Raw genomic sequence first — 18516 nt, forward strand, 5'->3', positions numbered from 1 at the left:
CGATGAAATTTTTATGTGGATTTCTAGCGGATTGGGCGCGTAACGGCGCGGTCAGCATGCGCACTTGTAACCACGATCTCGGCTCCCATGACCTCATCGCCGGGTTCGTGAACGGCCGCTGTCAGGCAGGCACGACCGCCTCTTGTCGACCCTCAACAGCCGCTCAAGTACGTAAGATGTCCGTCCGATTTCGTCCAGCAAACGGCCATCCACCTTCCAGCAACTCGTGCCATTTGCAGCGTTGATGCATCTCAGGTGCCAGTCCGGCTGCACGCCTATCACAATCAGGCGCACTGCCTGGACGCGACGCAAGAGCATCCACCAGCCCTCCCGTTCGCCTTTTTGGCGGGCATGCGAAACTGATTGCGTCAACATCCTCCATCCTGACACTTTTGAAAAATGTTTTCGCACGAAGACTTGCAGTTCTGCCATTCGCTTGTTCAACATCCAAGTCCGATATTTTCCGTCGACTGCACGGGAGAGGAAGTCAGAACTGTTGAGAAAGGGGGCAAGTCATGATCGCAATTCAAACCCCACGTCGCTGTCCCAGATGCGGCCAGACGAAAATCGCGGAACTGGATTTCCATCGGAAGGGGCTTGGCTACGCATCTTATTGCCGGCCCTGTGTAACTTTATGCCAGGCTGAATGGCGAGCCGGGAACCGCGAGCGGACCAATATGACCGCGCGGCGTAGTTATGAGAAAAACCCGGATGCGAAACGGCGCTACGCCAGGGAGAACAAGGAGAAATTCAATGCGGCAAAAAGGGAGCGCACCCGCCGCAGATACGAAGAAAAAAGACTTACCAATCCCGATCTGCCCGTTCGTTTTCGCAACGGCACAGCCAAACTGAACGAAACCAAGGTGTTATCGATACGCCAGCGATTGGCGGCCGGAGAATCAGTTGCTTCGCTGGCGCATGCATTCGGAGTGCATGTCGTGACCATCTATGCAATCAAAAAAGGTGAAGCCTGGAAAGACGTTATCTGACGAGTGCGGCGGCACAAGGGGCATTACCTTGAGAACATCACGAATCAGAGACACTCCGTTGGGAGCGCCGCCACGCTGTCGCTACGGCCACACATGACGAGGCGGCCAGGGCCAGAATGAATTGATCAGCTACGGAGTTTTGTAAGCAGGTCCGCCACGCCGGCACGCGTGGCAATTTCCCAGATATATCCTCGAGAATAATCGACACCCACCCGCCGATGAAGTACGGTGCGCAATCGGCCGTTCGTCCAGTGATCAGCGTCTATGCCGTGTATTCTCGGCGACTCCTTGACCGTTGCGGCAACCCACGCCAGCGTTTCATCATTGATCGTCAGGCGCTTCTTCTCCGTGCGCAGCTTCGGCGGTCGCATCCTGTGGTCCAAGCCTAGCTTCCCGACGAGGGTCCTGACATGCCCGGCAGAGTGGTAGATCCCGAATTGCTCCTTGATCAGCTTTTGAACATCGCCGTTTCTCCAGAGTTCGGTTTCATAGCCGTGGGCCATGGGGCTGCCCTCCAATGTCGCCCGTAACCACTTAAGGGCCTCGGGGCCAAGTGTGGCACTGCGCCCGGATGCCTTGAGATGCTCAACAGCCTCAACGCCATTAGCAACTACCATTGATCTGTATTTTGCAATGGTGCGCACGCTGATGTTGAGCGCTTTCGAGACGTGCTCGACGCTGTCCCCATCCAGCAGCATTTTCGCAGCAATCTTCCGGCGCGCGGCATAGACGTCGCTCTGTGGTTTATGAGCGGTAGCAGACGACGCCTTTTCTGAAGTCGAATAGGTGAGTCGATAGGCGAGGCCGTAACCCCGAACGAGGTAGCCAACATGCGAAGGTGAAAACTGGACGCCGAAACGCCGAAAGATCAGTTCGCGCAGTTGGCTTATGGTCCAGGTCGGCCCTGGATAGCCGTGAAGCCCCGGCGAGTGCTTGATTGCGCTAACGAGCCAGCTTTGCGACGCATCATCCAGTCGCGAGGGCCCTCCGTGGATACGAAGGCGCGCAACAGCATCAGCTCCGCTCCTTTCAACCAGGTCCTTGTACTTGCTCACGGTCCGAAGACTCAGTCGAGCCTTCCTGGACACTTCGCTAATACCCTCACCATTTAACAGCAGCTTGGCGGCAAGAGCCCTACGTTCTGCGAGAGGGATATCGTCTTTCTGTTTGCCCATCGTCGTGCGCGCAAATGAAATGGTTGTTATGTCGCATTGCGGTCACCATATTTATACACGATTCAATACAAATTTCACGAAGGGCGACTTGAAAACTCGGCGGCTAGACGTGCGATCGAAAGCTTGTCGAAATATCATGAAAGCCCGGCGTCGGGCCAGCTGCGCGGCAAAACCACCTTATCAGCGGATTTTTGGAACGGCTGTTTGCCGAATGCGTTTCGGTCGTTCGATGTCTTTAGGCGGGCGTCTCTTCGTGGCCGACTGCGGTGGTTCGAAAATCTTCGCCCGATTAACTTGAGCTGCCCCTTTCATCTGAAGTGGAAACGAACCGCCTTCAGATATGTGAAGCCCCCCACTTTGCAAGGACCTCTGTCGAGTAGTTCACACCGCAGCGAACAATTTGTCCAAAGCCTGGATGTCGAATTCCGTTCAGCGCCGCTTGCGATACGCTGCCTGAGTGGCTGGTGCATACGGCAACTTCATCCTCCGCTTCGGTGCGGTCGCCGTCTCCGAAACTGATACAAGGCGACCAAGTGTCGCGGCGGCGCCGGGAGTGCATGACTGTAGCCACGCTGTGACGACGCCATCACGCATCCAGCCCCTGACGAAGCTCGCGCTCAAGGCGAGACAATTGTTGGTGTCCGTTAATTCTGCTAGCGATGTCCACCGCATTTGCTAATGGGAGATGAGCCGCAGGGCCCGCCAGGCATGGCGACGAGGCAAGATTGCCAGTTGTGTCATCCGTTGCGTTCCGGCAACGGGCGAGCAGGAGGATGTTCGTTAATTCTGCTAGCGCGTTCGGCGTGTTCTCTAATTCGGCTAATGTGGCTGCCGATCGGCGCGACAGGTCCGCGAGCCACAGGCGGCGGCAAGCAATATTGACGAAGGTCATTTATTTCGATATTCGGGCGGTGCCAACCTTTGAGGTGAACGAAAACGCCATACAGGTCGGGACTTGTGCTTTATGTCGGAGTCTTTATCAAGTGTGTGACTGAACGTCGACAACCGAAGTGTCGTGCTGCGCCTAGTTAGTCGTTCCGGGCAGTGCGTTCATGTTCCGATGGAAAAGCCACGCTAGCAGAGTTAACGGACGCCATTAGCGCCCTTATGGGCACCGCTAGCAGAATTAGCGATCTTCAACAGCAGCCACCGACAGAGTTGCTGGTCGATCGAGTGGTGCCGGTTGCACACGGCGGTCTGCGCCATCTGCGTGATCAATGCCTGGGTATAGCGCAGCAACAGGCGTTGCACCGCACCCGCACGACGGAATTCCTCTTTCAGGACGCCGGCATCCAGTCGATACGCGCGTCCGGCGCTTTGGACAACCGCCCGGTTCGGCATGGTTTCACCGCCCATGAAGAGCGCGATACCGATAATCCCTTCGTTTCCCACGATGGCAATTTCAGCGGATGCGCCGCTCTCTAACACGTAGAGCAGCGACACGATGGATGTCGATGGGAAATAGACATGATCGAGACGGTCGCCAGCCTCGTAGATGACGTGTCCCAATGACAGGTCCACTGGCACCAGATGCGGCGCGACACGAGCCCACTCCGCCTCGTCCAGCACCGCGAGCAGATAATTACCGTTTCGATGATCTTCCTTCAACATTTACCACATCCCTCGCGGACGGTCGGGAAACCGTATGCCTTCACCAACCTGTTCCAGTGCAGTGCGTGACACATCGATACGGATATCTGCAGCCGTGCTGCATGGTACGTCAAGCATATCGTCGTAAGTCTCCTTTCATGCCAACACGTTTTCGCGTGCTCCGTATCCAACGTCCGCCACCGGGCGTGAAACGCCTCCGCACCGGGAGTTCGATCAGTGGCGATGTAATAGGCGCTACACTGGCGCTCCAGCAGTCTTGAGCGGTGTGCCATGAATGATTCCAATAAGACCTCTACAGCGCCAAGGCTGGTCGTCGCTCCCCGAATAGTCGCGATCGGCGCGTCGGCCGGCGGCCTCCATGCGTTAAGCCTGTTTTTCAGGGCGGCGTCCGAAATTCCGGACGACGTTGCCTTCGTGATCGTGGTGCACCTGGCTCCGGGTTCCGAGAGTCACCTCCCGGGGTTGCTGGCCAAGGACACGCATTTGCCTGTGTCAGCCATCGAGGATGGCGCAATGCTGCGCGCGGGGCACGTCTATGTCATCCCGCCGAAAGTGTCCGTTGTCATCGAGCAAGGCACGTTCCGGTTGCGGGCCGCCGTCGATCGCCCAGCAATCCCCATGCCGATTGACGCATTATTTACATCGCTGGCCGCCGACCAGCACGACCGCGCCATCGGGATTGTGCTTACCGGCGCGAACGCGGACGGCTCAGCAGGTCTTAGAGCGATCAAGGCCGAAGGCGGTATGGTGATGGCGCAAATGCCGGAAACGGCCGAACACAGCACAATGCCCAGCCACGCAATTTCAACGGGTCTGGTGGACTATGTACTCCCGGTCGAAGACATGCCGGCTGCGCTGTTTGAATACATCAGACGTTCCACGGGCGGGATGCCTCAAGCAGCCATTGATCCACCGCAGCCGGTTGATCTTGAACCGGTGCTCAGGGCGCTTGCGGCTGCCGGATCAGATTTCAGGGGCTACAAACGGGGGACGCTTCAACGTCGCATTGCCCGTCGCATGGCGGTCAACCGGGTCGACAGCCTGCGCGCGTATTGCGACGTCCTGAAAGCCTCAGTCGAGGAGGCTCAGGCGCTTAGCCTGGACATGATGATTGGTGTGACGGAGTTCTTCCGCGACCCCGATGCATGGACCGCGCTGTCCGAACGCGTGCTGAGCGTACTGCTGGAGGAGCCGCAGAGCGAGCAGCCGATTCGTGTATGGGTGCCGGGATGCGCAACAGGCGAAGAAGCCTATTCGATGGCCATGCTGCTGACCGAGGAGATCGAGAAGCGCCGGGCGACGCGACCGTTCATGATCCTTGCCTCTGACGTGAACCGCGTTGCGCTGGGACGCGCACGTCAGGGCATCTATTCAGCCAGCGTCGCGTCACCAGTGGGTGAGGCGCGGCTCGATCGGTTCTTTCAACCTCACAACGACGGATTCCAGATCCGGCAGGAACTTCGCGAAACGGTTCTATTTACTCCGCAGAACCTGATTGCTGACCCGCCGTTTTCGCGGGTCGATCTGATCAGTTGCCGGAACCTGCTGATCTACCTCGAACCGGAAGCACAGCAGCGGGTGTTCGAGTTGTTCCACTTCGCACTCAATCCGAAGCGCTATCTGTTTCTGGGGCGCTCGGAAAGTACCGATCCCGATTCCACCCAGTTTCAGGAAGTCTCGAGAGCCTGGCGTATCTACCAGCGCAGTCCGATCCTGGCGGCGGCACCCACTGCCTATCGGTTTTCCGCAAGAACAGCGCGCCATGAAGAATTCCCGCCGGCGAGCCGTGTCGGTGTCCGCAGCAAGGGTTACGCGGAACTGGTCAACGCCACGCTGCTGGAAGAGCACCATGCTGCCTCGGTGCTGATCAATTCTGCTCACCAGGTGCTCTACGTGAGCGGCTCGACTGACGAATACCTGACGCAGCCGGCAGGTGAGCCGACGGGCAACATTCTCGACATGGCGCGCGATGGACTGCGCCTCAAACTGCGGATCGTATTGCGCCGGGCAATCCAGGATCATGCTGACTCGCCGGTCAGCGAAATCGTCGCTGACGGTGGTGCACCTGCGGTAAAAATCACGGTGACGCGACCGTTCGACACGACGCATGCCGGCAGGGCATTGCTTGTCATCTTTGCCAGGTTGCCGACGGCCGACCGGCCTACGTCGACGGTGCCCTCCGGCGCGGATTCCGATCTGTGGCACCTCGAGAGCGAGCTTCGCACCACGCAGGTGGAGCTCGGCAGCACGATCGAGGAACTGGAAGAGAGCAATAGCGAACTGAGGGTATCGAACGAAGAAATCCTTTCGATGAATGAGGAGCTGCGCTCTGCAAACGAAGAGCTCGAAACGTCCAAAGAGGAACTGCAGGCGCTCAATGAGCAGTTGAATGTCGTCAATTCTCAACTTGAGCAGAAGGTTCATCAAATGGAGGTCCTCAATGAGGACGTCACAAATCTGCTTGCCAGCACGGAAATCGCGACACTGCTTCTCGACAGGCAGGGGCTGATTAAACGGTTTACCCCGAGCGCGGCGAGGATCTTAGGACTGGCGCCGCCTGACATCGGACGCAAGATCGTAGAGGTCCTCGGCAACCCGCTCGGCGACGCGTTGCCGGCAGAGGTCGATCGGATACTCACGGGCGGGGACCTGCAGGTCGAGAAGGAGATAGAAACCGCGACTGCAGAATGGTATGTTCGCCGCATCACGCCGTATATCGCGATTCGCGAAGCACCACCTGCAGGCGTCGTGGTGACGTGGACCGACATTACGCACGTCAAGCTGTCCGACGAACGCGCCCGACGCCTTGCCGCAGTGGTTCAGGATTCAAACGACGCGGTGACGGTATTCGACCTCAAAGGCCGCTTTCTCGCCTGGAACAAGGCTGCGAGCGCGATGTACGGCTTCAGCGAGACCGAAGCGCTGCGCATGACTGTTTCCGATCTGGTGCCACGGGGTGCCAGGCAAGATCACCTCGACTTCGTCCACCATGCTGAGCATAACGAGGCACTGCACTCCTACGAGACACAGCGAGTAACGAAGGGCGGCCGCGTGGTCGACATATGGCTTACGCTGTCGATTCTGTCGGACAGCGGGGGCAATGCGATTGCCGTGGCATCGACCGAGCGCGATCTCGTCAACCGCAGCGTGAGCAATGCTCACCTTCGCGAGCGTGCCGAACAGCTGGCGGTCGCCGACCGACGGAAAAACGAATTTCTGGCGACGCTCGGCCATGAACTGCGCAATCCGCTTGCTGCGCTGGTCTCAGCCGGAAATCTGCTCGCGTCGGAAACGGTCGCAGTCACACAGAAGGACTGGGCTGCCGGTGTCATCCAGCGGCAAGGTCGCGCAATGATGCACCTCGTGAACGACATGCTCGATATCAGCCGGATAACGAGTGGCAATATCGAGTTGAATCGACAGACGGTTTTGCTGAAAACAATTGTCCAGAGCGCCATTGAAGTTTGCCAGCCAATCTTCGACGAGCGCCGTCATACGCTGTCCGTCTCGCTGCCGGAAGAATCCATTTGGCTAAACGCGGACCCGACGCGCCTGTCGCAGGTCATCGAGAATATCTTGATCAATGCGGCGAAATACACCGCGCCTGGCGGGGCCGTACAATTGCGGGCGACAAGAACGGCCCATCGGATTTCGCTCAGCATCAAGGACAACGGGAGAGGCATTCCGTCCACGATGCTCGGGAGTCTTTTCGAGATGTTTGTCCAGGGACCCGTATCCGATAGCCAGCGCCAGAGTGGCCTGGGTGTCGGCCTGTCCGTGGTGCGCAGGCTCGTTGAGTTACACGGCGGCTCGGTCCGGGCCATTAGCGATGGCAGGACCGGCAGTGAATTCGTCGTCAATCTGCCGCTCGTTCCGGGAGCCGTCTTCGGGGAGCAGGTCAATTCGCAGCCAGAACCGGTTGCCGTGCGACCGAAGCGGATTCTTATCATTGACGACAACGCCGACGCGAGTGAGGCCCTCGCAATGCTTCTGGCGAATGAAGGCCACGAGGTCGAGACCTGCCTGGATGGTGTTTCGGGAATCAGTGCGGCGGCAACTTTCAGCCCCGACGTCGTACTTCTCGATATCGGCCTCCCGGACATGGATGGTTACGAGGTATCGAGAAGGTTACGCGAATCCGGGTCCAACCGGAACGTGATCCTGGTGGCGGTCACCGGATATGGACTGCCGTCGGATCACCTCAGATCGGCTGAGGCCGGGTTCGACCATCATCTGACCAAGCCGGTCGACTACGAAGCATTGATCCGGCTATTTGGCGCGGGGATTCAAGGGTCGTCGCGCGCGTAGTGGCCCGATAGCGACACGAACCCTCTGGCGCGCCTGCTGCAGTTTTTCGTGGAAACTGAACGTATGCGCGACACACGCGGAAAACCTGATGTGGCAAATCAGCCTGAGAAGTACTGCGGACCTGCGACTATGAGCGGCCGCAATTGGCCGAGGCTCTGACTTTCCACGCGACTAGCTGACGGGCTGAGATGGGTCGTGTGATGTCGATGGCGACCGTGCGAGATTCGCGTGGTCCATGCTGTTTGCATAAGACAGGGTTCGGCCAGTTTGAGACATTCGACGTTGCACTGAAGCTCATCGACAATCGGACACCGCGTTCGAATATCAGATGCCGAGAGAGGGGCCGCCGATCTGCTGCATCACTGTGCGCAACGCGACATGGGCGCTATCGAGCGGTCGACTTCCCTTGCGGGCGAGGTTGACCGCCGGTGCCATCCAGGGATGAGCGAACGCGACAACGGTTGCGCCTGTTCCATATGCTTCATTCGCTGATGCTGCGATAGCAGCGAAGCATTCGTCGATGTCACCATTCTTAAATAGCTCCCACACCTGCGCAACGTGGATGACTTCCACTGACGTAGCAATGTCGCTCGCGTGCTGAGCGAAGAGTCGTCTGGTTGACTCGATGGCCGACTCAACGGCACACAACACTGCGATTTTGCCGCCAACTTTCCCTGCTGCCGCGGCCAATGCAGCATCTGCTCTCACAATGGGAATTGGCGAACTTTCAATTTCTTCGACAGCCGGCCCAAGCGTCGCGCAGGTCAGGATGACTGCATCTGAGTCGGCCGCCAGGCCCAAGAGGCAACGATTCGTCTGCGCCTTCAATTCGGCTGAAAACGTCCCCGCATGTTGGACAGCCTCACGGAGGTCCGGCCGGACTTCATGGCGGAGATCTTCGACCCGCAGGCCAAGATGGTTGGCTGCGTCCTCGAATACACGCCTGTTGCCATCAATCGTGTGCAAAAGCGATATGCGCATTACCAGTTACCTTCGTTAGATTGCTCATGTCAGGTTCGTCGCTTCCGCGACCGTGGTCTAGCCAGTTGACTCACGGGCATTATTCCAACGCCCCGCCCGCCTAACAAGGCAACTTCTCCTACCGGTATGTTTGATACCTCCCTTGACTAATGGCCGCCTGAAGCCCGCCGACAACAGGAGCGTCAATGGCCGTTTCCGGTGCGCGTGGGAGTCCGCTCAGGGTCGATCGGAGGCAGTCGTCGTCGGACGTACGCGCATCACATCGCATCACTAGATTGGCTCTGAAACGGTCCGGAGTCCCATGTAGCCTTGCATCTTGACTGTCTGCGGCTTGCTGCATCAAAACCAGTGGCTCAAGAGATGAGCAGGCGGGGAGGGGGACTGCGTTTTAAATCTTCAAAGGTGCCGGCCCCATCCTCTCCGTGCCATTCTTGATGGCGCCGGCGCTGCGTATCGAGGCACGGGGCGGCGTCGTTCACGGTCGGAAGGGATTAGTCACCCTCGGGTGACTAGCGTTGCGTGCGGGCTGCTAGGAAGAGTGACCGTCGCGGGACTTGCCCGGCGAGGCGCGTCGAGCAGCGATCGGCCGAGGCGGTGAACCCCGAGCCGGGCAATCTCGAGGACGACCCGCGCCCGATCCCCCAATAGCCTCGTTCAAGACGTCGCTAGCCGCGCCATGCAAATCCTGAGGATCGCCTGAACGTTTGCAGCGTGATAGTCCAGCGTTCCCTTGCTTGAGAAAAGCTTCGTCAAGGTTTCTATATCTTGCAGATCCGGGATGTTTAACAGATCGGCGGCTATCGATTCGGAAGGCTCGTCCAAAACGGAGAACTCGACCTCGCCGTGTTCCCGCCGTCCAGCGCTCCAGATTAGGAGCAGCTGGGCTATCCGGTCGGAATGAAGCCAGATTCCCGTTTTCACCCTGGCGATGAGCTGGCCAATGACGAGAAAGCAGAGACAGTCTATGCGAGCACAGTCGTTGAGTACGTATGACATGGAATGAACCCCCGATCAGATCGGGCGTCGCGCCTCGTCCGCGACCCCGGTTACTATTGGTCATTCTTATACGCGGCATCGGGTACGCCGGTTGCAAGCAGAGCGATTTTCTGCAGAGCCCCGAGGGAACCATGGAAGACGACAAACGCTGTTGTCCACGACGTGTTGACGATGACGCCGCCTGCGCCGAGCTTTTGACCTACCTTGTTGTCGTGCAGCTTGTCGCCCGAGCCAGAACAGGCGGATGGCTCAGAACTGATCACCTCGTTGAGTCAACGCGGGTCTGGCTGGACAACAACGACGCCGCCGCAGGCTGGGAAGAGCGTGTACGCCTCGGCGCGCTTTCGGAGAACGTGGCGTTTCACTTCATTCATGAGCCGCGCTTCGCCGATCCGGACTGGCTCGCGCAGCTATTTACCCACGGCTGGCGGCTCGACTACCGGTCGCCGGTCATTCGCGGGATCTATGCAGCTTGCGAAAACGAGTTAAATCGCGACCTCTGACGCAGCGCGCGTCACCGCCCCTGGTCTTTTTCACCTCAGAGTCGGATATTGGGCTACTCCCAATGCGCGTAAATCCGAGCTGGTCCGCGTTCACCATCCTTACGATAGTTAGGGTCACAATTTTTAACATCGTTTCCATTGAGCGATGGTGACTTTTGTTCCCGAACCGACCGTGGACTCGATATCGAATTCATCCACGAGACGGCGCGCACCTCCCAATCCATAGCCCATAGTTTTCGCCGTACTAAAGCCGTCTTGTAGGGCTCGGCCGATATCCGAAATGCCCGGCCCGGTGTCCTCAAATACGAGGCGGATTCCGACTTTCCCTTCGTATTCGATCTCCGATATGGTGAGCGTGCCGCCCTTCCCGTGCACGAGCGTATTACGTGCCAATTCGCTCGCAGCTGTCACGAACTTGGTTCGAACAAGATCATCAAAACTGAGCCGTACGGCCAGTTGCTGAACTGTTATGCGGGCCAGCTTGACCTGCTCAGGCGATCGAATGTCAAGAACTAATTCGCTAAGGATCATGATGAAAGACTCCTGCTTGGTCCGGGGTTTTGCCTGCGATCAAAGGCTCTGGTGCAAATTAGCGAGGTCGGTGAGGTAAGCTCGGTTTTTTGACGAGCGCGAGCCCGCTATGAGTACGCTGAGAGACATCGACTGGTTGTTCAAAGGGCGGCATTTTGACCGCGAAGTCATCGTCCTATGCGTGCGTTGGTACCTGCGTTACAAGCTCAGCCTTCGAGACCTCGTGGAAATGATGGCCGAGCGCGGCCTGTCGCTTTCGCACACGACGATCATGCGCTGGGTCAAACGCTTCACACCACAGTTCGTAAAGCGCTGGGATCGGCTTGCGAGATCCGCTGGTCGTTCGTGGCGCGTCGACGAGACCTATGTGAAAATTCGTGGCAAATGGGTCTATCTTTACCGTGCAGTTGATCGAGCGGGAAAGACAGTCGACTTCCGGCTTAGCACCCGGCGCGATGTCGCTGCAGCCAAGGCTTTCTTTGCGAAGGCGATCAGGAGTCGAGGGCTCGCTCCGAAGACCATCACACTGGACGGCTACGCGGCGTCGCATCGCGCGGTGCGCGAAATGAAGACTGACGAGTTGCTGCCCGAGGACACGACGTTGCGATCGTCGAAGTACTTGAACAACCTGATCGAGCAGGATCATCGCAACATCAAGTCCAGAATCAATACGATGCTCGGCTTCAAACGCTTCAGGAATGCAGCCGTTGCGATCTCCGGAATCGAACTGATTCATCGCATTCGAAAGGGTCAATTTAACCTCACAAAGCTGCGCCTCAAAGATACTACTGCGCCTGCTGTATGGATGGCTGTCCTTTCATTACGATGATGTGACGGCGAATAGGCCGTTTTTCGCTCGCACCAGCCAATTTGCACCGGAGCCATCGCGACGATCCTGAGCTTGCCCGGCGCTGCCGACGTCGGCACACCTGCCGCCACGCTGCCGGCTGCGGCGCGCGCTAGCACCGCGTCGGCCTCGCGAATGGCATCGTCGAGCGAAACACGATGAATGGTCTTTCCAGCGAACGGCGTCTCGTCGACGTGATCCGTTGCGTCGGCTGCGATAAGCACGGTTCGCGCGCCGGCGATCTCGGCGGGGCTCAGCGGATGCTCCACGCCGAGCGCACTGCGCGTCTCGATCGCGAGCCGGGCGCCGCGCTTCTGTGCGGCGCGATTGAGGGCTTGCGCCGCGACCATCGGCGCTGCGCTTTGTTGCGGGGACGATACCAGTCCAATCAGCTTGTCCATTGCTCTCTCTGGCTTACACGGCTTGATGATGGGTGACGCGCAGCGAATCCGCAGCGACGCTGAAGCTGACGAGCTCGACTTGCGCGGCGAGCGCGTCGAGGTGCGCATGATCGGGCAGATGAGGGCCGACGCGTGCGAGCTTGCCCGCTGCGAACGCCGTCGCGCGCCGGCCGAGTTCCGGCCATGGCCGCGCCTCGACGAGGCTGGCGATCAAACCGGCGACGAGCGCGTCGCCCGCGCCGACGGTGCTCGCAACCGGCACCCGCAACGGCGCCGCGCGCCAACCTTCGTAGGCGGTCGCATTGGCGGTTGCGTTCGTGGAAGACTCCACATCTGCGCGGGTCACCCCCAACGCGCCGCGCTCGCCCAGCGACACCACGACGTAGGCAATCCCGCGCTCGAGCAGCTCGCAGGCGGCGCGGATCAGCGCATCGTCGTCAAGAAGCGTGCGGCCCAGCGCCGCCTCCAGTTCCGCGCGGTTCGGCTTCACCAGATCCGGCAGATCGCCAGCTTCGGCGGTGCCCAGCATGTCGGCCAGCGGCGTGCCGCTCGTATCCAGCGCAACCCGTGCACCTGCCGCATGCAAGCTGCGCGTGACGCGGCGATAGAACGACACGTCGACGCCCGGCGGCAAGCTGCCCGCCATGACGAACCAGCGGCCCGGCACGGCCAGTTCGGCAATGCGTTGCTCCAGCGCCGCGACATCGGCCACGGTGGGCTGCGAGGTCGCGAGGTTGATGTCGGTGGTTTCGTTGCGCGCCGTGTCGACGAGTTTCACGTTGATGCGCGGGCGTCCGTCAATCCGCACGAAGCGGTCGGCGATCCGCTTCTCCGTGAACATCGCAGCGAATGCTTCGGCATCCTCTGAACCTAGCAGGCCGGTGGCGATCGTCGTGATGCCGTAGTCGGCCAGACATCCGGCCACATTCACACCTTTGCCGCCGGCATTGAATTCGAGCGACGCCGCCAGATTGACCTCGCCGAGCTTGAGGTTGGCCACGCGCACGGTCTGATCGAGCGCAGGATTGGGGGTCACGGTAACGACGGTTTTCATGCGGCGGCCTTGATATCGTCGCTGTCGAGCGCACGCACGGCGTCGACATCTTCGCAATCGAGTGCGCGGTGCGCGAGCGCCTGCAAAGCGTCGAGACGCGAGGCGCGCAGCCGCGATTTGACGGCCGGGATGTCGCGGGCGCTCATCGACAGTTCATCCACGCCGAGACCCGCGAGGATCGACGCACCGAGCGGATCGCCGGCAAGCCCGCCACACACGCCGACCCATTTGCGATGGCGGCGCGCGCCATCCACGGTCTGTTTGATCATGCGCAGAACGGCGGGATGCAGGCTCTCGGCCATGCGTGCCAGTTCTGGATGCTCGCGATCCACCGCGAGCACGTATTGGGTCAGATCGTTGGTGCCGATCGAGAGGAAGTCGACCAGCGCGGCGAAGTGATCGGCGAAGGCCGCCGCGGATGGCGTTTCGACCATGATGCCGAGCGGCACCGTCGGCGCGCCAAGTTCGACGCGGACCGTTTCGGCAAGGGCGAGCGCCTGACGCGCTTCGTCGAGCGTCGAGACCATCGGGAACATGATCCACAGCGGACCGTCCTTGGCGGCGCGATACAGCGCGCGCAATTGCGGCAGGAACAGGTCGGGACGGCGCAGGCACAAACGCAGGCCGCGCACGCCGAGAAACGGATTCGACTCGTGCGGCAGGTTCAGATACGGCACCTGCTTGTCGCCGCCGATGTCGAGCGTGCGAATGATCAGCTGCCGGCCGCCGCTGGCTTCGACCATGCGGCGATAGCAGTCGTATTGCTCGTCTTCGCTGGGCGCGTCGTGACGTTCGAGAAAGAGGAACTCGGTGCGCATCAGGCCGACGCCGTCTGCGCCGTTGGCGATCGCGTCGCGCACCTGCTCGGGACGCGTGATGTTCGCACCGATCTCGAGCACGTGACCGTCGAGTGTGGCGGCGGGCAGGGCACGATTGGCGGCGTCGCGCTGCGCCTCGTCCGCCAGTTGCCGCTGCGTGTGGCGGGCGCGATCGCGGTCCTGCGCCGATACGCCGATGTACAGGCGGCCGCTGCTGCCGTCGAGCACGGCTTCACTGCCGTCCGCGATATCCATCAGCGCGGCGCCGCAGGCGACGGCGGCCGGCACGCCGAGCGTGCGGGCAAGGATGGCCGTGTGCGAGGTCGGACCGCCCGACACCGTGCAGAAGCCGAGCGTGACCGCCGGATCGAGCATGGCCGTGTCGGATGGCGTAAGGTCTTCGGCGATCAGGATCGCGGGCGTGTCGAGACGCGTGTCGGTGGCGACGTTTTCGCCCAGATGTTTCAGCACGCGACGCGCGACGTCCCGCAGATCGGTGGCGCGCGCCGCGAGCAGCGGATCGGGCAGGGCAGCGAGGCGCGCGGCCTGTTGCTCGGCCGCCTGATGCCATGACCAGGTGACGCCGTGGCCGTCCAGCAGCATGCGGGCGAAGGCGTTCAGCAGTTCGGTGTCGTTGAGCAATTCGCGGTGAGCGGCAAAGATTTCGCCCTCGGCTGCGCCGAGACGCGCGGTGGTGTCGCGTGTGAGCGCATCGAGTTCGCCGGCGGTTTCGCGCAGGGCCCGCTCCAACTGATGGGTTGCTTCCAAGGTGTCGGCGGGACGGTCCTGAATGTCTGGTTGTGTGGTGCGCAGCACACGTACCGGACCGATCGCAAGGCCGGGACCCGCGCTGACACCTTCGAATAGCGTGGCGGGGTCGAGTGGTGTCCATGCCACCGGCTGGGCTTTCTGCCGGCGCGCCCGGGCGGCAGCCGCCCGCTCGTGTTCTTCGGCCGACAAGGCTTCGATGGTGCGCTTCAGCGCCGCGAGAGCGTCGGCTGCGTCCACGCCTTGCGCCGAGAGCACCAGTTGCGCGTTGGCCGTTGCGCCCAGTTGCAGCAGGCTGACAAGATTCTTCGGGTCGGCGGCTAACTTGCCGTGGCGCACGCGCAGGGCGGCCCGATAGCGCTTCGACGTCGCGACCCATGCGCTTGCCGGGCGCGCGTGCAAGCCTTGCGGATAGTCGAGGATCAATTCGAGGCGCCGCTCGAAGTCGGCCGGGGTGGTATCGATCACAGCGGGTGTGGCGTGCGCCGCGCCGTTCAACGCTTCGACCAGCACGTGCGGATCGCGGGCCTCGACGAGTGCCAGCAGTTGCGCGGGGTCGCCGATCAGACGGGTGAGCCGTTGCAGCAACGCGATGTGTTCGTCGGATTGGGCGGCAATCGCCACGACCAGATTCGCGCGTTCGCCGTCATGCCATTGGACGCCTTCTGGCAATTGCAGCACGGCCACGCCAGTGCGCCGGATCAAATGGCGATCTTCCTGCATGCCGTGCGGAATCGCGACGCCGCTACCCAGATAAGTATTCGAGACTTGTTCGCGGCCTTGCAGGCTCTCGATATAGGCGGGCTCGATATAGCCGGCGGCGGCTAGCAATTCGCCGGCCTGGACGATCGCGTCGTCTTTCGAGCTGGCACGTGCGTTCAGTCGAACCAACTCTGCGGTAAGCAGCGACGGCATCGCGTCTCCTGAAATCGAATCATTAAAGTGGTCGTATTGGAATCGATACCACTTTGGCCGTCAAGTCTTCGCCGTCTTCGCAGATTTCAATGATTTTGCTTGAAAGCCAGGTAGAATGGTCCGCAAAGGCTGTGCAGCCGGGAGTCGCCATAGTGAGACGTTTCAGCTGCCTGATAGGCAATCCAGGGAAAATACCGAGCCGGTTACGGAATCGATACCACTTCATGAATCTGCGAATCAAGGATGTTGCCGAGGCGGCGGGGGTGTCGGTCACGACGGTCTCGCGCGTGCTGTCGAATAACGGCCCGGTCCGCGACACGGTCCGCCAGCGGGTGCTCGGTGCCATCGAGCAGTTGGGCTACCGCCCGAATGCGGCGGCGCGCCGTCTGCGCTCTGGGGATACGGCGACCATCGGCCTGATCGTGTCGGACGTGCGAAATCCTTTTTTTACCGAAGTCAGTCGCGCGGTGGAGGACGCTGCCTATCAGCAAGGTCTACGCGTGATCCTCTGCAATACAGACGAAAACCCCGAGAAGGAGGCGATGTATCTTCGGCTGATGGAAGAGGAGCGGGTCACTGGCTGCATTTACTCGCCTACTCACGACGCCGCGCAAAGCTTCAAGGCCGACGCTTACGATTTCCCGGTGGTGATGATCGACCGCGCTGGTCCGGCGGGCAGCGCGGATGCGGTGGTGCTCGATAACCGCGATGCGTCGGCGCGGCTCGTCGAGCATCTGGTTGAGCGCGGATACCGGCGTATCGCCGGGCTGTTCGGCAACACCAGCACAACCGGGCGCGAGCGCCACGAGGGGTTTGTACAGGCGCTGGGGCGGCACGGCTTGCCGGTGCAGGCGGAATTCGTCGAGCCCAACCCTGCGGGCGCGGTGAGGCATGTCGGCTGTTGGCTCACGGGACGCGCGGCCAGCCGGCCCGATGCGATCGTGGCGAGCAACGGCCTCCTGCTGCTCGGCGCCTATCGGGCCATGCGGGCGCAGGGCGCGGTTCCGGGTGAAGCAATCGCCTTAACGGGCTTTGACAACGACCCTTGGACCGAACTGGTGTCGCCGGGCATCACGGTGATCGCTCAGCCGGTCTATGAGATCGGCAAGATGGCCATGCAGTTGCTGACCCAACGGCTCGCCGATCCGTCGATGTCCACGCGCTCGCTGGTCTTGCCCGGGGCGATCGTGATACGCGGGTCGACGGCAGGGCTGGAAGCCCTTGCCGCGGCACGAAGATAACCGTTGAACGGGCAGCTCGAACCCCGTTGAGCGTCTTGCGCTATGCATGTTGAGGATCTGGCCGCCCGAGTAAGTGCAAGACTCAATAGCACAATTCGTCTAGCCGAACCCGTGAAAACGAGGTCCCGCAAGCGGCGCACCGGTTGTGCTCGACGGCCGGCATACCGCACAGCGGGGTTACGCCAAGAAGCGCCACTCCGCTGCGCATATCCACGACGGATGGCTGTCCCTTCAGATCTAAACACGATTCGCAGAGTTGCATGGCTGTCCACGAACGGGCACTTATTCCAGCATATGCGGTGGGAACCAACGCGAAGCGAATAGTCTCGGCGCAACAGCCATTGCTTTAGGAAACGCAGAGATCACCGGAAGCACGATTTCCGTCGGTTGTTGTAGCACGACACTTCGCATTCATCCGCCGCATAACTTTGCATAATTAAAGTGATCGATGTTTAATTCGTAGTCCTATGGCTACCAAGCCAAAGAAGCTTCAATTTGTGCGGGAGTCTGCTGCACAAATTCTGGATTCGCTCATGCCTTCAGGTTGCGCGGTGACAATTTGCGCAGGGCAGGGAGGGCTGGCTTGCGCTGGATCAGTGTGGCGACACGCTCTTCAGTTTCTGATAATCGAAACGTCGAAGGGGAAGGATTGGCTGTCTCACGAGGCTACGATGAAGCGTCTCGAATTGACGATTGGTGACCGGCCGAGGTGTTGGATGCCGTGGACATGGAGGCTGACTGGCCGCTAGAGGAGCCTGAGCAGGCGTCAACTCCGTTACCGTCGCCTGGTATGTGAATCCGAAATCAATAGCTCAAACCCGCCAGTTCTCTTCGGAGTCCGGCGGGTTTTTCTTTGCCTGCGGGGCGCGCGCTACATACGCCGTGGAGTCTCTCAACCGTTCAGTTGTGATTCGACGTTCAGGACGATCCGTGCCACCGGGTTGTTGTCTGCGGATTGCGGCGCGAACTTGATCTGGGCGAAGGTGACGATACCGAGAGCGACGAGCAGGAGTGCTCCAGACGCGGCGATGCGGGTAAGGTATTTCACAGGGACCTCATTTTGATGATGTAGACAGAAACTGGACGTACCTGACAGGCGTGTCGACTCAACTTCAGCGGCATCTCGGTCCGCAACCCGGCAACGCCGGACGCGGCCGTCGGATCGCGCTTGCCGATCGGACGAAGTTTGTGCAGTGCACTATAACACAACCGTTAGATCGCGTCTGCCGATCACACGGGCTTGTGCGGTGCACTATAAATGGTTTATCCGTATGCCCAGTGCGACATCCCGTCGCGAGCGGATGCTTAATTGCTTGAGCATTTCGTGTATGAAAGATTTCTGTAGGGCGTAACGGGCCGTCATGCTATGTGGGTGATT

At 60.2% G+C, this 18516-nt stretch carries 13 protein-coding genes and 2 pseudogenes; 5 read left to right on the forward strand and 10 right to left on the reverse strand.

The window, feature by feature from the left end:
- Positions 1–515 precede the first annotated feature (515 nt).
- On the forward strand, positions 516–989 hold the full coding sequence (locus tag HWY05_RS26500; protein ID WP_156126656.1) for a hypothetical protein: 474 nt from the start codon (positions 516–518) through the stop codon (positions 987–989).
- Positions 990–1114: 125 nt separating this feature from the next.
- Here HWY05_RS26500 and HWY05_RS26505 read toward each other — a convergent pair whose 3' ends face one another.
- The 3 genes and pseudogenes from HWY05_RS26505 to HWY05_RS26515 all read right to left on the reverse strand — a co-directional run.
- On the reverse strand, positions 1115–2044 hold the full coding sequence (locus HWY05_RS26505) for a winged helix-turn-helix domain-containing protein (RefSeq protein WP_176060154.1): 930 nt from the start codon (positions 2042–2044) through the stop codon (positions 1115–1117).
- A 706-nt stretch (positions 2045–2750) separates the two neighbouring features.
- Positions 2751–3056 (reverse strand): hypothetical protein, encoded by a 306-nt coding sequence (locus HWY05_RS26510; protein ID WP_156126655.1) that lies wholly within the window; start codon positions 3054–3056, stop codon positions 2751–2753.
- Positions 3057–3301: 245 nt separating this feature from the next.
- Positions 3302–3775: pseudogene (locus HWY05_RS26515) on the reverse strand (Crp/Fnr family transcriptional regulator); the annotation flags it as partial.
- A 270-nt stretch (positions 3776–4045) separates the two neighbouring features.
- Between HWY05_RS26515 and HWY05_RS26520 the strand changes: the two are divergent.
- Positions 4046–8083, forward strand: a complete 4038-nt coding sequence (locus HWY05_RS26520) for a CheR family methyltransferase (protein ID WP_176060155.1) — start codon at positions 4046–4048, stop codon at positions 8081–8083.
- Between the two features lie 324 nt (positions 8084–8407).
- Here the strand turns inward: HWY05_RS26520 and HWY05_RS26525 are convergent, their stop codons facing one another.
- Both HWY05_RS26525 and HWY05_RS26530 read right to left on the reverse strand, forming a co-directional pair.
- Positions 8408–9064 (reverse strand): aspartate/glutamate racemase family protein, encoded by a 657-nt coding sequence (locus HWY05_RS26525; RefSeq protein ID WP_176060156.1) that lies wholly within the window; start codon positions 9062–9064, stop codon positions 8408–8410.
- A 654-nt stretch (positions 9065–9718) separates the two neighbouring features.
- Positions 9719–10060, reverse strand: coding sequence for a hypothetical protein (locus tag HWY05_RS26530; RefSeq protein ID WP_176060157.1), 342 nt, complete (start codon positions 10058–10060; stop codon positions 9719–9721).
- A gap of 131 nt (positions 10061–10191) precedes the next feature.
- Here HWY05_RS26530 and HWY05_RS26535 point away from each other — a divergent pair, with 131 nt between their 5' ends.
- The gene (locus HWY05_RS26535) at positions 10192–10563 is read left to right on the forward strand and encodes a hypothetical protein (RefSeq protein WP_176060050.1); all 372 of its coding nucleotides are present in this window, start codon (positions 10192–10194) and stop codon (positions 10561–10563) included.
- 123 nt (positions 10564–10686) lie between these two features.
- Here the strand turns inward: HWY05_RS26535 and HWY05_RS26540 are convergent, their stop codons facing one another.
- Positions 10687–11094 carry an anti-sigma regulatory factor gene (locus HWY05_RS26540; RefSeq protein WP_176060158.1) on the reverse strand — a complete coding sequence of 136 codons (408 nt, stop codon included), beginning with the start codon at positions 11092–11094 and terminating at the stop codon, positions 10687–10689.
- Positions 11095–11203: 109 nt separating this feature from the next.
- Here HWY05_RS26540 and HWY05_RS26545 point away from each other — a divergent pair, with 109 nt between their 5' ends.
- Positions 11204–11923 (forward strand): IS6 family transposase, encoded by a 720-nt coding sequence (locus HWY05_RS26545; protein ID WP_176060159.1) that lies wholly within the window; start codon positions 11204–11206, stop codon positions 11921–11923.
- Between the two features lie 104 nt (positions 11924–12027).
- Here the strand turns inward: HWY05_RS26545 and HWY05_RS26550 are convergent.
- From HWY05_RS26550 to ptsP, 3 genes and pseudogenes are all read right to left on the reverse strand, one after another.
- A pseudogene (locus HWY05_RS26550) lies at positions 12028–12342 on the reverse strand (PTS fructose transporter subunit IIB); the annotation flags it as partial.
- Between the two features lie 13 nt (positions 12343–12355).
- Complete coding sequence (locus HWY05_RS26555; protein WP_176060160.1) at positions 12356–13396, reverse strand: 1-phosphofructokinase family hexose kinase; 1041 nt, start codon at positions 13394–13396, stop codon at positions 12356–12358.
- On the reverse strand, positions 13393–15897 hold the full coding sequence (gene ptsP, locus HWY05_RS26560; RefSeq protein ID WP_176060161.1) for a phosphoenolpyruvate--protein phosphotransferase: 2505 nt from the start codon (positions 15895–15897) through the stop codon (positions 13393–13395). Before ptsP ends, HWY05_RS26555 begins: the two co-directional genes overlap by 4 nt.
- Before the next feature lie 224 nt (positions 15898–16121).
- Between ptsP and HWY05_RS26565 the strand changes: the two genes are divergently transcribed.
- The gene (locus HWY05_RS26565) at positions 16122–17138 is read left to right on the forward strand and encodes a LacI family DNA-binding transcriptional regulator (RefSeq protein ID WP_176060162.1); all 1017 of its coding nucleotides are present in this window, start codon (positions 16122–16124) and stop codon (positions 17136–17138) included.
- A gap of 892 nt (positions 17139–18030) precedes the next feature.
- Here HWY05_RS26565 and HWY05_RS26570 read toward each other — a convergent pair.
- A complete protein-coding gene (locus tag HWY05_RS26570) occupies positions 18031–18186 on the reverse strand; it encodes a hypothetical protein (RefSeq protein WP_176060163.1) in 156 nt (51 codons plus the stop codon).
- Positions 18187–18516: the final 330 nt, after the last annotated feature.

The organism is Paraburkholderia sp. BCC1876 (genome assembly GCF_902833695.1).
Taxonomy (GTDB): Bacteria; Pseudomonadota; Gammaproteobacteria; order Burkholderiales; family Burkholderiaceae; genus Paraburkholderia.

Coding starts and splice junctions, on each gene's coding strand:
- HWY05_RS26500 (WP_156126656.1), top strand. CDS start 516: ATGATCGCAATTCAAACCCCACGTCGCTGTCCCAGATGCGGCCAGACG.
- HWY05_RS26510 (WP_156126655.1), bottom strand. CDS start 3,056: ATGACCTTCGTCAATATTGCTTGCCGCCGCCTGTGGCTCGCGGACCTG.
- HWY05_RS26520 (WP_176060155.1), top strand. CDS start 4,046: ATGAATGATTCCAATAAGACCTCTACAGCGCCAAGGCTGGTCGTCGCT.
- HWY05_RS26525 (WP_176060156.1), bottom strand. CDS start 9,064: ATGCGCATATCGCTTTTGCACACGATTGATGGCAACAGGCGTGTATTC.
- HWY05_RS26530 (WP_176060157.1), bottom strand. CDS start 10,060: ATGTCATACGTACTCAACGACTGTGCTCGCATAGACTGTCTCTGCTTT.
- HWY05_RS26535 (WP_176060050.1), top strand. CDS start 10,192: ATGGAAGACGACAAACGCTGTTGTCCACGACGTGTTGACGATGACGCC.
- HWY05_RS26540 (WP_176060158.1), bottom strand. CDS start 11,094: ATGATCCTTAGCGAATTAGTTCTTGACATTCGATCGCCTGAGCAGGTC.
- HWY05_RS26545 (WP_176060159.1), top strand. CDS start 11,204: ATGAGTACGCTGAGAGACATCGACTGGTTGTTCAAAGGGCGGCATTTT.
- HWY05_RS26555 (WP_176060160.1), bottom strand. CDS start 13,396: ATGAAAACCGTCGTTACCGTGACCCCCAATCCTGCGCTCGATCAGACC.
- ptsP (WP_176060161.1), bottom strand. CDS start 15,897: ATGCCGTCGCTGCTTACCGCAGAGTTGGTTCGACTGAACGCACGTGCC.
- HWY05_RS26565 (WP_176060162.1), top strand. CDS start 16,122: ATGAATCTGCGAATCAAGGATGTTGCCGAGGCGGCGGGGGTGTCGGTC.